The sequence below is a fragment of the Paraburkholderia acidiphila genome (assembly GCF_009789655.1).
GTDB lineage: Bacteria > Pseudomonadota > Gammaproteobacteria > Burkholderiales > Burkholderiaceae > Paraburkholderia > Paraburkholderia acidiphila.
Map to the genome: position 1 here is coordinate 2,158,724 of NZ_CP046910.1, position 13,829 is coordinate 2,172,552.

Here is a 13,829-nt window from a genome sequence, read left to right on the forward strand (position 1 = left end):
CCCGATGAACGACCCGCAAGCCGCCCAACGCCTTAGCGCGCCCGCCGCCGAGCGCAATGCCGCGCCGATCCTCGAGGTGCTGCGCGGTGCGCTGCCCGAGCGGGGCACGGTTCTCGAAATCGCGAGCGGCACTGGCCAGCATGCGGTCCATTTCGCGGCCGCGTTTCCCGACCTCGCGTGGCAGCCGAGCGACGCCGACGCGCGCGCCCGTGCCTCGATCGACGCCTGGCGTGAGCACACCGGTCTCGCCAACCTGCGCGCGCCGCTCGATCTCGACGTGCGCCGCGAGCCCTGGCCGATCGACGCGGTGAGCGCTATCGTCTGCATCAACATGATTCACATCGCGCCGTGGGAAGCGGCGCAGGCGCTGATGAATGGTGCGGGCGCGCGCCTGGCTTCCGGGGGCGCGCTCGTGCTCTACGGTCCGTACCGGCGCGAAGGCGCGCACACGGCGCCGAGCAACGAGGCCTTCGACGCCGACTTGCGCGCGCGCGACCCGTCCTGGGGCGTGCGCGACATGGAGGCCGTAGAGGCGCTCGCGCTGGCGCAAGGCTTCGAGTGCGAGGCGCGCGTGGCGATGCCGGCGAACAATTTCAGTCTGGTGTTCCGAAAACGCTAAGCAGGTAGGGAAACATGAGTCGCATTGCGCACGTGCGCGCGGCTCCTGGGCGTTTCCCTTATGCTTGCACGGTTGGCGCCCCGTTGCGGCGCCGTCTATGAATGAAGTGGAGAAACAACATGAGCAAACAGCCAATCGGCGTTGTGGGTCTGGCCGTGATGGGTAGCAATCTGGCGCTCAACATCGAAAGCCGCGGCCATGCGGTCTCGGTGTTCAACCGCAGCCGCGCCAGAACCGACGAGCTGATCGCTGAGTATCCGGATCGCAAGCTCGTGCCGGCGTACACGCTCGAAGAGTTTGTGGATTCGCTTGAAAAGCCGCGCCGCATTCTGATGATGGTGAAGGCCGGCGCGCCCACCGACGACACCATCGCCGCGCTCAAGCCGCTGCTGGAGAAGGGCGACATCCTGATCGACGGCGGCAACACGCACTTCACGGATACCATCCGCCGCAATCAGGAACTCGCGAAGTCGGGCCTGCACTTCATCGGCACGGGCGTGTCGGGCGGCGAGGAAGGCGCGCTCAAGGGTCCGTCGATCATGCCGGGCGGCCAACGCGACGCTTACGATCTGGTTGCACCGATCCTGACCGAAATCGCCGCGAAGGCGCCGGACGGCGCGCCTTGCGTGGCCTACATGGGCCCGGACGGCGCGGGGCATTTCGTGAAGATGGTGCACAACGGCATCGAGTACGGCGACATGCAGCTGATCGCCGAAAGCTACGCGGTACTCAAGCAGGTGCTCGGCCTCTCGAACGAAGAACTGGCCAAGGTCTACACCGAATGGAACGAGGGCGAACTCGACAGCTACCTGATCGAAATCACCTCGAAGATCTTCACGAAGAAAGACGAGGAAACGGGCAAGGATCTCGTCGACGTGATTCTCGACCGCGCCGCACAAAAGGGCACCGGCAAGTGGACCAGCCAGAACGCGCTCGATCTCGGCGCGCCGCTGCCGCTCATCACCGAAGCCGTGTTCGCGCGCGTGCTCTCGTCGCTCAAGACGCAGCGCGTGGCGGCGAGCAAGGTGCTGTCGGGCCCGGACACGAAGCCGTTCTCGGGCGACCGCAAGGCGTTCATCGAGTCGGTGCGCCGTGCGCTGTACTTCTCGAAAGTCATTTCGTACGCGCAAGGCTTCGCGCAACTGCGCGCCGCCTCCGACGAATACAAGTGGGACCTCCAGTACGGCACGATCGCCAAGATCTTCCGCGCGGGCTGCATCATCCGCGCGCGCTTCCTGCAGAAGATCATGGACGCCTATGCGAAGAACCCGCAGATCGACAACCTGCTACTCGATCCCTATTTCCGTGACATCGCGGCCAACTATCAGTCGGCGCTGCGCGACGTGGTGATCCAGGCGGTGAGCGCGGGCGTGCCGGTGCCGGCGTTCTCGTCGGCGGTTGCGTACTTCGACGGCTATCGCTCGGAGCGCGTGCCTGCCAACCTCGTGCAGGCGCAGCGCGACTTCTTCGGCGCGCACACGTTCGAGCGCATCGACAAGCCGGGCAGCTTCCACGCCGACTGGTCGTAAGGCAATCGCAAGACAAAAGACCGCATTGTCGTTGCGGTCTTTGTTGAAATCGAAAGGTGAGTCCTAGGGGCTCACCTTTTTTTATTGCGGGAATTGCAACGGTGTTTTGATGAATAAGGGTTTTCCCTATATGTGCCGGACGCCTACACTGTATTCAACGGCTGACGAACACGGTGTTCCGAAGCTGACATAAAACACAGTTGGAGGTCCGATCATGAACAAGCTTATTTCCGCAGCTGTTGTAGCCGCGGCTCTTGCCGTCCCGGCAATCTCGTTCGCCCAGTCGAGCGAACAAGGCCTGACCCGCGCTCAAGTGCGTGCGGAACTGGTCCAACTCGAAAAGGCTGGCTACAACCCGTCGGCTGACCATGTGAACTACCCGGAAAACCTGCAGGCCGCACAAGCGCGCGTGACCGAGGAAAAGCTCGCCGCCGGCGACACCAGCGGCTATGGCGCACCGGCAGTCGGCACGTCGCAGTCGGGCGCAGCAGTGCAACCGGCGCAAGTCGCTCCGAACCAGCGCATTTACTTCGGTCATTAAGCCCTGACCGAACGGAACCGCTGCAGGCGGTTCCGGCAAGCTACCCCCTGTAGTGAGTTGTCGCTGTACGTAGTCGGTAGTTGCTGTAGCAGTTGCAGTACGAAGTGAGTAGTTGCAGTCGCGGTACGCAGTGAGTTGTCGCAGTAGAAATTGCAGTCGCGGTACGCAGTGAGTGGTTGCAGTAGAAGTGGCAGTTCGCAGTGTGCAGTTGCAATACGCAGTACGTAGTACGCAGGTGAGTTGTTGCAGTGAAGCAGTTGCAGTACGCAGAGAGAGCAGAAGGTAGTTGAAGTTGGCTGGCGCAGTGAGAGGTGCAGCCGTGCAGTAGCAGTACGCAATAGGTAGCAGGCAGTACGCAGTACGTTGTTGCAGAAGTTGCAGTAGGCAGTCCAGCGCGGGCCGGTTCTCCACCGGCCCGTACTTTTTTGTGGCGTGCTTTCTCGCTATCTAAGGATGCCGCAGCAAACATTGACGGGTCCGGACGCCGCTCCTATGATCGGTCGGCAGTTTCCATGACAGTTGCCCAGCGACAGGAGACGCACCGCCATGACCGCCCCCACCCGCAAGCCCTTGCGCAGTCAAGCCTGGTTCGGCAAAGCCGACAAGGACGGCTTCATCCACCGTTCGTGGATGAAGAATCAGGGCATCCCTCACGACGCGTTCGACGGCCGCCCCGTCATCGGCATCTGCAATACGTGGTCGGAACTCACGCCGTGCAACGCCCATTTTCGCGAGCTCGCGCAGTACGTGAAGAAAGGCGTGTACGAAGCTGGCGGTTTGCCGCTCGAATTTCCCGTGATGTCGCTAGGCGAATCGAACCTGCGGCCCACCGCCATGCTGTTTCGCAACCTCGCTTCGATGGACGTCGAGGAGTCGATTCGCGGCAATCCGATCGACGGCACGATTTTGCTCGTCGGCTGCGACAAGACCACGCCGGCCTTGCTGATGGGCGCCGCATCGTGCAACCTGCCCGCGCTCGCCGTTTCGGGCGGCCCGATGCTCAACGGACGTTTCCGGGGCCATGAAATCGGCTCGGGCACGGGCGTGTGGCAAATGTCCGAGGAAGTACGCGCGGGGACGATGTCGCAGGCCGAATTCGTCGAGGCGGAATCGTGCATGAACCGCTCGCGCGGCCACTGCATGACCATGGGCACCGCGTCCACCATGGCCTCGATGGTTGAATCGCTGGGCATGGGGCTGCCGCACAACGCGGCCATCCCCGCTGTCGATGCGCGCCGCCAGGTGCTCGCGCAACTCGCCGGGCGGCGCATCGTCGAGATGGTGCGCGAAGACCTCACGATGTCGAAGATCCTCACGCGCGCGGCATTCGAAAATGCGATCCGCACGAATGCGGCCATCGGCGGCTCGACCAACGCCGTCGTGCATCTGCTCGCGCTCGCGCGGCGCATTGGCGTGCCGCTTTCGCTCGACGACTGGGAACTCGGCTCGGACATACCGTGCCTCGTGAATCTGCAGCCGTCGGGTCATTATCTGATGGAGGATTTTTACTACGCGGGCGGCTTGCCGGCGGTGCTGCGGCAACTCGGCGAGCAAGGGCTGCTGCATCGGGACGCGTTGACGGTCAACGGCAAAACCCTCTGGGAAAACGTGGCCGACGCGCCAAACTACAACGCCGAAGTCATCACCTCGTTTGCGCAGCCGTTCAAGCCCAAAGCGGGGATCGCCGTGCTCAAGGGCAACCTCGCGCCCGACGGCGCGGTCATCAAGCCTTCCGCCGCCACACCGGCGCTGTTGCGTCATCGCGGCCGCGCGGTGGTGTTCGAGAACGTCGAGGAACTGCACGCGAAGGTCGACGACGCATCCCTCGATATCGACGAACATTGCGTCATGGTGCTCAAGGGCGCCGGGCCCAAGGGCTACCCGGGTTTCGCCGAGGTCGGCAACATGCCGCTGCCGAAGAAGGTGCTGCAAAAGGGCATTACCGACATGGTGCGCATTTCGGACGGCCGCATGAGCGGCACGGCGTATGGCGCGGTCGTGCTGCATGTGTCGCCCGAAGCGGCGACGGGCGGTCCGCTCGCGCTCGTGCGCACGGGCGACATGATCGAGCTGGACGTCGCGGCGCGGCGCCTGCACCTGGAAGTCTCCGACGAGGAACTCGCGCGCCGCAAGGCCGAGTGGAAGGCGCCCGATCTGCCCGAGCGCGGCTATTACCGGCTTTACGTCGAACACGTGCTGCAGGCCGACAAGGGCGCCGACCTGGACTTTCTCGTTGGCGCGAGCGGTGCGGCCGTGCCGCGCGACTCCCATTGACCGTGCCGGAGGCAGCGATGGCCGCGCCTGCCAAAGCCGCCGGCGCCATTGCCGGCATCTACCCGATCCTCTACGCGTTCTTCGATCGCGATAACCGTCTCGACCGCGCGGCCATGCGCCGCCAGGTCCAGGCAGTCGTGCGCGGCGGTGCGCCGGGCATAGCGATGCTCGGGCTCGCGACCGAGGTCAACAAGCTTTCGCGCGCCGAACGCGAGCAGGTGATCGACTGGGCGCAGGAGGACAGTGGCGGCGCGCTGCCGCTTGCGGTCACGGTGACCGGTCCCACGGTTGCGGCGCAGCGCGAATTCGCGCAACACGCCATCGCGCGCGGCGCGGCGTGGCTGATCCTCCAGCCGCCTGCGCGCGCGCAAGGCGAGGCCGCGCAACCCGAATCGTTCTATTTGGACTTCTTCGCGGGCGTCATGGTGGGGCTGGACGCGACGGTCGGCATCCAGAACGCGCCGGAATATCTGGGCGTCGGGCTCTCGGCAGCGAGTTTGCGCGCGCTTGCTGCGCAATGTCCGAACTTCCGTGTGCTCAAGGGCGAAGGCCCTTCAGTGACGATTGCCGAAACGGTCGCGCAGATCGGCGACCTGATGCCCGTGCTCAACGGCCGAGGCGGCATGGAATTGCTCGACAACCTGCGCGCCGGCTGCGCAGGCATGATCGTCGCGCCCGATTGCTTCGACTGGCAGCAGCAGATTTACACGGCGTTCCACGCAGGCGATATCGAGCGCGCGCAAGCCCTGTACCAGCAGGTGCTGCCCGCCATCGTCTTCGTCATGCAGTCGCTCGATACGCTGATTGGCTACGGCAAGCGCATCGCGGCCTGGCGCATGGGCATCGACGTCGCGTACGAGCGCGACGTCAAGCTGGCGCCGAGCCGCTTCGGCCTGGAAGCCGCCCGGCGATTCGCCCTGCAACTGGGCCCGCTTGCGTGATCAGCGCGCATGCAGATGCGGCACGCCCTCGCTCGTCGCGACCTTGAGCTGGTGCAGCGCCCGGTGCGCCTTGTTCAGCTGGGCCTGCGCGGCGATGCGTTGCGCCTCCAGCTGCGCGACTTCCTTGCGCACCTGACTCTGGCGGCCCGTCACCGTCACCTCCTGTTCCGCGTGGCGCTGCAGGTCCACGCGCAGGCGTTCGGCCTGGGCTTCCGATTCCTCGATCTGCCGCGTGAGTTCCGCGTTTTGGGCGACGAGCTGCACGCGGCGCGTTTCGCCGTCAGCGAGGCGCGTGGCTTGCTCCTGCATCAGGTGAAACGCCGAGCCGGCTGCATCGAGATCGTTGGCTTTCAGCGCGCGCCACAGTACGCTTTCCTGATGGAGCGCGACGAAGTAGCCGAGCGTGGGCGGATGGAAGAAGAGGCTGACCGTATACGCGAAGCAGCGATAGACGCGGAACGTCAGCAGCTCGTCGGCCGCGTGGAGCGCCTCGAACGTAGCGCCGTCGGCGATCTGAACCGGGCGGCCGTTCAGGTGCGCGGGCATGACCGGCACCGGATGCAGCGTGGAAACCGGCCGAGGTCCACCGGCGCTCTCGGGCAGCACGGCTGCGCCCGCGGCCGGGTCCGAGCGCGAGTCGATCTCGACGGCGGTCTCGGGCGGCGTCATTGCGGAATCGGCAGGATTGGCCGTGGATTGCGGCGCGCGGCTGGCCGCTTCGCTTGCGACGGCGCGTTGCGTGGCCGCATCGTGGGCCACGGCAAGAATGCGCGATGGTGCGCCAGAGAGCGCGGCGTTACGGCGGTTCAGAATGGATTTCACGGCGGTTCCCCCAGTTTGGCGCGCCAAAAACGAGGCGCTCCGCGCGCGGCAGCGTGGCACACGGGAGCCAGCGCGCAGGCAAATGGGGCGGGCGATGCGGGTAGGGCGCCGTCCGCTCCGGGTTCGCGTACTAGTGAAGCAGGCGAGGCCGGCGTGCAATGTCGTCGAAGAGCGCACGGCCGGGTTCGAGCGCGAAGAGCCACGTTTCGTCATAGCCGCTCAGGGTGTCGAGCGCTTCGCGCAGGCGCTCGATGACTACGGCCGGAATTTCCACGCATGCCTGGGTGGCGCCGGAAAGCCGTGCAATGCTGGCGTGCTGCACCAGTTCGTCGGCGGCTTCGGCCACGTCGGCTGCGAAGATGAGATGGTTGTTCAACAATTCGACAAGGCCCGGCGACGACGTGACATCTTCGACGTTGAGCTGCAGCGAAAGAAAGGTGGCTTTGTTCATTCTCGGATCCCTCAGGGCCATTGGGACTGCAGCGAGAGGCCTTTCATCTGATTATCGGGTGACGCGTGAACCAGTATAGGCGTTGACCCGCGCAAACGCAGGCGGGGCGCGCATGCCGGCGAAAAAAGGCGGTTTGGGCTTGAACGATATAATGGGGGACGTTCGCCATTTCCGGCTTAGCTTCGACTCAATTCGCGCGGAAGGTGGCGCGCAAGCGAACGCCTGCGGCCCGCCGCGCATCCCATACGCGTATTTTTTCTTCATACGCGAGGACCAAGCGAGGAACAGCAAGATGAATCGACAACGGCGAAACCCGGGCGCTTATGCGGCGCTGGCCGCCCTTACGCTCGTCTGCAGCGCCTGTAGCAGCACCTTCACGCCTTGGGCGGAGTCGCCGGGCGCGCCCCCTGTGTCCACGAGCGGCGTGCCCGCGGGCTATTACCGCGTCAATCCGGGCGACACGCTCTCGCGCGTCGCCGGTGCCTTTGGTCAGCGGCCGCAGGACATCGCGAGCTGGAACCAGCTGCCTTCGGCCAACGTCCAGATCCTGCCGGGCCAGGTGCTGCGCGTCGCTCCCCCGCCTAACTATGCGGCGGCCACGCCACCGGGGCAGGCGCAGCAGATGCCCGGCGCGCCCGCCGCAGCCGGCGTCGCCATGCCCGCGCCAGTCGCGCCCGTCATCGCGCTCGCGTGGCCCGCACGCGGGCCGATCCTGCAGCGCTTCGTGCCGGGCAAGTCCACCGGCATCGTGATCGGCGGCACGCCCGGCGAAGAGGTCAAGGCCGCTGCCGCTGGCCGCGTGGTCTACGCGGGCACCGGTATCGAGGCCTACGGGCCGCTCGTGATCATCAAGCACAACGACCAGGTCGTCACGGCCTATGGCCGCAACGGCAAGCTGCTCGTGAAGGAAGACGACGCCGTCTCGCAAGGCCAGCCAATCGCGGAAATGGGCGCAGGCGGCGTGCAGTTCGAAGTGCGCAGCGACGGCAAGCCCGTCGATCCGCTGCCGCTGCTCGCGCACTAGCCGCAGGGCGAGCGACCCCGGCATTGCGCTGGGCCGCTGTTTGAAAATACACTCGATGGTTCTCACGCCGTGCAGCGCGCGCCCGAAGGCGCGCGCATGTCCGCCCCGCGCGTGCCCTGGCGTGCATCAACCACGAGGATTTCATCGCAATGATCGACCTGCGCAGCGACACCGTCACCCGTCCGAGCGAAGCCATGCTCGCCGCCATGACCCGCGCCGAAACCGGCGACGACGTGTGGGGCGACGACCCGACCGTGCTGCGCTTGCAGGCGCGCATGGCGCAGGAGGCGGGCAAGGAGGCGGGATTATTTTTCCCGAGCGGCACGCAGAGCAACCTCGCCGCGCTGATGGCGCATTGCGCGCGCGGCGACGAGTACATCGTCGGCCAGGCGGCGCACACCTATAAGTACGAGGGCGGCGGCGCTGCCGTGCTGGGCAGCATCCAGCCGCAGCCGCTCGACAACGCCGAAGACGGTTCGATCCCGCTCGAACGGATCGCCGCCGCGATCAAGCCGCTCGACGACCACTTCGCGCGTACGCGCCTGCTCGCGCTCGAAAACACCATCGGCGGCAAGGTGCTGCCCGCGGATTACGTCGCGAAGGCCACGCAGCTCGCGCATGAACGCGGGCTCGCCACGCACCTCGACGGCGCCCGCGTGTACAACGCGGCGGTCGCTTCCGGCCAGCCGCTCGAAGCGCTCGCGGCGGGTTTCGACTCGGTGTCGATCTGCTTTTCGAAGGGCTTGGGCACGCCGGTGGGATCGGTGCTGGTGGGCAGCCGCGCGCTCATCGACGCCGCGCATCGCTGGCGCAAGGTGCTGGGCGGCGGCATGCGCCAGTCGGGTGTGCTTGCGGCCGCGTGCCTGTACGCGCTCGATCACAACGTCGCGCGTCTGGCCGACGACCATGCGAACGCCGGGCGTCTCGCCGCCGGGCTCGCGCAGATCGATCAGGTCAAGGTGATGTCGCAGGCCACGAACATGGTGTTCGTGCAGTTCCCGCAGGAACACTGCGCGCCGCTGGAGGCGTATCTCAAGGAGCGCGGCATCCTCACGCAGATGCTGTACGCGTCGCGTTTCGTCACGCACCTCGACGTGACGGCCGCCGATATCGATACGTTCGTGGCGGCGGTGAAGGGCTACTTCGCGCGCTGAGCCTATCGATCGGATGCAAAAGGCGCGCTTTTCCGGCGCGCCTTTTTGTATTAGACCTTGGCGGGCCGCAGCGCCCGCAATCCTTGCACTAGCCGCCTTGCACCGCCCGGTGCGACGGCGCGAAGAGCCGCAGCCCGCTCGCAATGGCCGCCGCGCCCGCAAAAGCGCAGCCAAGGCCCAACGCGAGCGTCGGGCCGTGGCGCCCCACGATCCCGAAGCACAGCGCGACCAGCGCCGCGCCCGTCGTTTGTCCGAGCAGACGCGAGACGGCGATGGTGCCGCTCGCGCCGCCGCTGCGCTCCGGCGGCGCGCTCGCCATGATCGCCCGCAGGTTGGGCGACTGGAAAAAGCCGAAGCCCGCGCCGCAGATCGCCATGCGCACGACGATGTCCGTCAGCGTCGGGTGCGCGGGCAGCAGCGCGAGCGACGCCATGCCCGCCGAGAGGATGGCGAGGCCGATCGCGCCGAGCAGGCCCGGCGGATAGCGGTCGGAGAGGCGTCCCGCAATCGGCGCCGCGGCGGCCACGACCACAGGCCAGGGCGTCATCAGGAAGCCGGTCTCCACTTGACTGCGCATCAGCACGGTTTCGAAATAGAACGGCAGCGAAACGAACGCGAGGCCCTGGGCCGCGAACGAGCAGATCGCGGTGACCGACGAGAGCGCGAATACCGGCCGGCGGAACAGGTCCACGGGCAGCATGGGCGCGGGATGCCCGGCTTCGCGCCGGATCAGCAGCGCGCCGAATACCAGCGCCACGACGGCCGCAATGGCCACTTCCACGCCCGGCGCGCGCTGCGCGGCCTCGCCGAGCGCGAAGATCAGCGCCGCGAAGGTGATCACGTTGAGCACCGCCGCGACGGGATCAAAAGCGTGCTTGCCGCGCGCTGTGTGCGGCAGCGCGGGCAGCGCGAACACGAGCGCGACCACGCCGAGCGGCACGTTGATCGCGAAAAGCCACGGCCAGGTGCCCGCCGAGAGGATCAGCGAGGCCATGGTCGGGCCTACGGCGAATGAAACGCCGACGATCAGCGCATTCATGCCGAGCCCGCGCCCCAGCCGGTGAGGCGGATAAAGAAACCGGATCAGCGCCGTGTTCACGCTCATGATCGCGCTCGCACCGAGCCCCTGCAGCACGCGCGCGCCGGCGAGCGCGGTGAGCGTGGGCGCGAGCGCGCAGGCGAGCGAAGCGACCGTGAAGATCGCGAGGCCGCTGATATAGATGCGCCGGTGGCCGATGATGTCGCCGAGCGCCGCGAGCGGCAGCAACGTGGCGACCATCGCGAGTTGGTACGCGTTGATGATCCACACCGAGGCAGCGGGGGCCGCGTGCAGATCGGTGGCGATGGCGGGCAGCGCCGTGTTGGCGATGGCGGTATCGAGCGTTGCGAGCGCGACGGCGAGCATCACCGCGCCCATGGCGCGGCGGTTCTTCGCGGACATGGGCGCGTCGGGGGGCTCGGTATCGTGGGTGTTGCGGGATTCGCGCGCCGCGGAAAAGGTTTCGGACAAGACAGTCTCGGGCGGGTGGGACGGGAAGGCTGCGGCGCGGGCCGCACGGACGAACTTTGCGATTGTTACAGAGCCCGCCCGGTTCTGCAGGAGACGCTTCAAAGCGTGGGGTAACTGTAAGGCTTTGGCTCGTACGTCATCGCCATCGAGTGCCATCGAACGCAGTCACATCGCAACTAACCGCCAAGCCCGCCGCGCGTGCGCGTGCCGCGGCGCTGCGCGCGCGGAACCGTCCACATGGCAAGGGATCGCGGCGACGGACAGGTTCCCTGTGCCTGGCGGCCGTGCTTCGCGCCCGGTTTGCGCGCCGCCGCACGCCATTTGAAAATGCACTACTCTGCAAATTGATCTGCGCTCGCTGGCGAGCGGTGCCGGCCTTTTGCGCCGCGACGCCGATGCGTCATCGTCCCGTTCCGCCTCGCGCGGCGCAGGCCCGGAACAACCGCGCGTCCTGCACCATGTTGGGACGCTCTGCTTCTTCCAGGAGTCGTCGATGACAGCCATCGGTCTCGAGTTCGATCAGTTGCAAAGCAGCGTCGAAGCGCTGCGCCGTTCCCTCTCCAATCGCCTGATGTACGGCGTCGGCAAGGACGCCGTGACGGCCCGTCCGCAAGACTGGCTGCACGCCGCGGCGCTCGCCGTGCGCGACCGCCTCGTCGAGCGCTGGATGATCACCACGCGCCGCCAGTACGATCAGGACGTCAAACGCGTCTATTACCTGTCGATGGAGTTTCTCATCGGCCGCACGTTCTCGAACGCGTTGATCGCGCTCGGCATCCACGACCAGATGAAAGAGGCGCTTGCGAGCGTGGGCGTCGACATGGACACCGTGCTCGACTACGAGCCCGACGCCGCGCTCGGCAACGGCGGCCTGGGCCGGCTGGCGGCGTGCTTTCTCGATTCGATGGCGACGCTCGGCATTCCGGGCTTTGGCTACGGCATTCGCTACGACTACGGCATGTTCCGCCAGCAGATCGTGAACGGCGAACAGGTCGAAGCGCCCGACTACTGGTTACGCTACGGCAACCCGTGGGAGTTTCCGCGGCCCGAAGTCCAGTACCCCGTGCATTTTGGCGGGCGCACCATGCAGCGCAACGGCCATGTGGAATGGATCGACACGCAGCATGTGAACGCCATGGCCTACGACACGGTGATTCCCGGCTACGACACGAGCGCGACCAACACGCTGCGGCTGTGGTCCGCGCGCGCGGATGAAGAACTCGATCTATCGGCGTTCAACCAGGGCGACTATCAGCGCGCGGTGGAAGCGCGCAACATCTCCGAGAACGTCTCGCGGCTGCTCTATCCCGACGACTCGACGATGGCCGGGCGCGAATTGCGTCTGCGCCAGGAGTATTTCTTCGTCTCGGCGACGATGCAGGATCTGATTCGCCGCTACCTGCGCACGCACAGCACGTTCGGGCGCTTCTCCGAAAAGGTCGCGGTGCATCTGAACGACACGCATCCGGTGCTGGCCATTCCCGAACTGATCCGCCTGCTCGTGGACGTGCATCATCTGCCGTGGGACGACGCGATGGCGCACGTGCGCCGCGTGTTCTCGTACACCAACCACACGCTGATGCCCGAAGCGCTGGAAACCTGGGATGTCGAACTATTGGCGCGATTGCTGCCGCGCCACCTCGAAATCATCTTCGATATCAACGCGGCGTTCCTGCGTGAAGCGAGCGAGCGCGGCGCGCACGATCTCGACCTGATCCGCCGGATCTCGCTCGTGGACGAATACGGCCAGCGCCGCGTGCGCATGGCCTATCTCGCGATCGTGGCGAGCCACAAGGTGAATGGTGTGTCCAGGTTGCACTCGCAACTGATGACGCGCGATATCTTCGCCGACTTCGCGCGCCTCTTTCCCGACCGCTTCACGAACGTGACCAACGGCATCACGCCGCGCCGCTGGCTCGCGCAGGCGAGTCCGCCGCTCGCGCACCTCGTGGACGAAGCGATCGGGCCGCGCTGGCGCAGCGATCTCTTCGAACTGGGCGCGCTGCGCAAGCTGCGCGGCGATGCGGCGTTCGAAGCCGCGTTCCGCGCGGCCAAGCGCAGCAACAAGGTGCGCCTCGCACACCGTGCGCTGCAGCGCACGGGCATTGTCTTCAATCCCGACGCGCTGTTCGACATGCAAGTCAAGCGCATTCACGAGTACAAGCGCCAGTTGCTCAACGTGCTGCACGTGATCACGCGCTACAACCGCATTCTCGAAGCGCCGGAGCGCGAGTGGGTGCCGCGCGTCGTGCTGTTCGCGGGCAAGGCCGCCTCGGCCTACCGCATGGCGAAGATGATCATTCACCTGATCAACGACGTGGCCGCGAAGATCAACAACGATTCCGTGGTGGGCGACCGGCTCAAGGTGGTGTTCGTGCCGAACTACGGCGTGAGCGTGGCTGAAATGCTGATTCCCGCGGCGGACCTTTCCGAGCAGATCTCGACGGCGGGCACCGAAGCGTCGGGCACCGGCAACATGAAGCTCGCGCTCAACGGCGCGCTCACGATGGGCACGCTGGACGGCGCGAACATCGAGATCGGCGAGGCCGTGGGGCAGGACAATATTTTCATCTTCGGGCACACGTCCGATCAGGTGGACCAGTTGCGTTGCGCGGGCTACCGGCCGCGCCAGGTCTACGAGGAAAACGCCGAGCTGCGCCGCGCGCTCGACCAGATCCGCACGGGCTTCTTTTCACCGCACGATACGGCGCGCTACACGGACATCTTCCACACGCTCGTCGACTGGGGCGACCACTACCTCGTGCTGGCCGACTACTCGGCTTTCATCGAGGCGCAGGAAGCCGCCGACCAGCGCTTCATGGACGTGCCGGCCTGGACCGCGAGCGCGATCGAAAACGTGGCGGGAATGGGGAAATTCTCTTCGGACCGTGCGATCGCGGAATACGCCCGCGATATCTGGCACGTGAAGTCGATCGAGATGCAGTGAGGGGCAGGCCTGCGGCG

Annotated in this window: 11 protein-coding genes; 8 read left to right on the plus strand and 3 right to left on the minus strand. The window is 66.1% G+C overall.

Annotated elements, in window-relative coordinates; genetic code table 11:
• The first annotated feature begins 4 nt into the window (after positions 1-4).
• The 5 genes from FAZ97_RS24125 (at position 5) to FAZ97_RS24145 (ending at position 5,904) form a co-directional block, all read left to right on the plus strand.
• Positions 5-619: a DUF938 domain-containing protein gene (locus tag FAZ97_RS24125; protein WP_158760896.1), complete on the plus strand. Its 615-nt coding sequence runs from the start codon at positions 5-7 to the stop codon at positions 617-619.
• A 119-nt stretch (positions 620-738) separates the two neighbouring features.
• The gene (gndA, locus tag FAZ97_RS24130) at positions 739-2,148 is read left to right on the plus strand and encodes an NADP-dependent phosphogluconate dehydrogenase (RefSeq protein ID WP_158760897.1); all 1,410 of its coding nucleotides are present in this window, start codon (positions 739-741) and stop codon (positions 2,146-2,148) included.
• A 214-nt stretch (positions 2,149-2,362) separates the two neighbouring features.
• The gene (locus FAZ97_RS24135) at positions 2,363-2,689 is read left to right on the plus strand and encodes a DUF4148 domain-containing protein (RefSeq protein ID WP_158760898.1); all 327 of its coding nucleotides are present in this window, start codon (positions 2,363-2,365) and stop codon (positions 2,687-2,689) included.
• 546 nt (positions 2,690-3,235) lie between these two features.
• Positions 3,236-4,963: an IlvD/Edd family dehydratase gene (locus FAZ97_RS24140; RefSeq protein WP_158760899.1), complete on the plus strand. Its 1,728-nt coding sequence runs from the start codon at positions 3,236-3,238 to the stop codon at positions 4,961-4,963.
• Between the two features lie 17 nt (positions 4,964-4,980).
• Positions 4,981-5,904: a dihydrodipicolinate synthase family protein gene (locus FAZ97_RS24145; protein WP_199272127.1), complete on the plus strand. Its 924-nt coding sequence runs from the start codon at positions 4,981-4,983 to the stop codon at positions 5,902-5,904.
• Here FAZ97_RS24145 and FAZ97_RS24150 read toward each other — a convergent pair whose 3' ends face one another.
• Positions 5,905-6,726, minus strand: coding sequence for a DUF2968 domain-containing protein (locus tag FAZ97_RS24150; protein ID WP_158760900.1), 822 nt, complete (start codon positions 6,724-6,726; stop codon positions 5,905-5,907).
• 130 nt (positions 6,727-6,856) lie between these two features.
• On the minus strand, positions 6,857-7,177 hold the full coding sequence (locus FAZ97_RS24155) for a hypothetical protein (RefSeq protein ID WP_158760901.1): 321 nt from the start codon (positions 7,175-7,177) through the stop codon (positions 6,857-6,859).
• 292 nt (positions 7,178-7,469) lie between these two features.
• Here FAZ97_RS24155 and FAZ97_RS24160 point away from each other — a divergent pair, with 292 nt between their 5' ends.
• Entirely contained in the window at positions 7,470-8,201 is a 732-nt protein-coding gene (locus FAZ97_RS24160; protein ID WP_158760902.1) for a peptidoglycan DD-metalloendopeptidase family protein, read from the plus strand.
• Between the two features lie 149 nt (positions 8,202-8,350).
• Positions 8,351-9,355, plus strand: coding sequence for a low-specificity L-threonine aldolase (gene ltaE / locus FAZ97_RS24165; protein WP_158760903.1), 1,005 nt, complete (start codon positions 8,351-8,353; stop codon positions 9,353-9,355).
• A gap of 88 nt (positions 9,356-9,443) precedes the next feature.
• Here ltaE and FAZ97_RS24170 read toward each other — a convergent pair whose 3' ends face one another.
• The gene (locus FAZ97_RS24170; RefSeq protein ID WP_158761066.1) at positions 9,444-10,796 is read right to left on the minus strand and encodes an MFS transporter; all 1,353 of its coding nucleotides are present in this window, start codon (positions 10,794-10,796) and stop codon (positions 9,444-9,446) included.
• Positions 10,797-11,358: 562 nt separating this feature from the next.
• Between FAZ97_RS24170 and FAZ97_RS24175 the strand changes: the two genes are divergently transcribed.
• Entirely contained in the window at positions 11,359-13,812 is a 2,454-nt protein-coding gene (locus tag FAZ97_RS24175; protein WP_158760904.1) for a glycogen/starch/alpha-glucan phosphorylase, read from the plus strand.
• Positions 13,813-13,829: the final 17 nt, after the last annotated feature.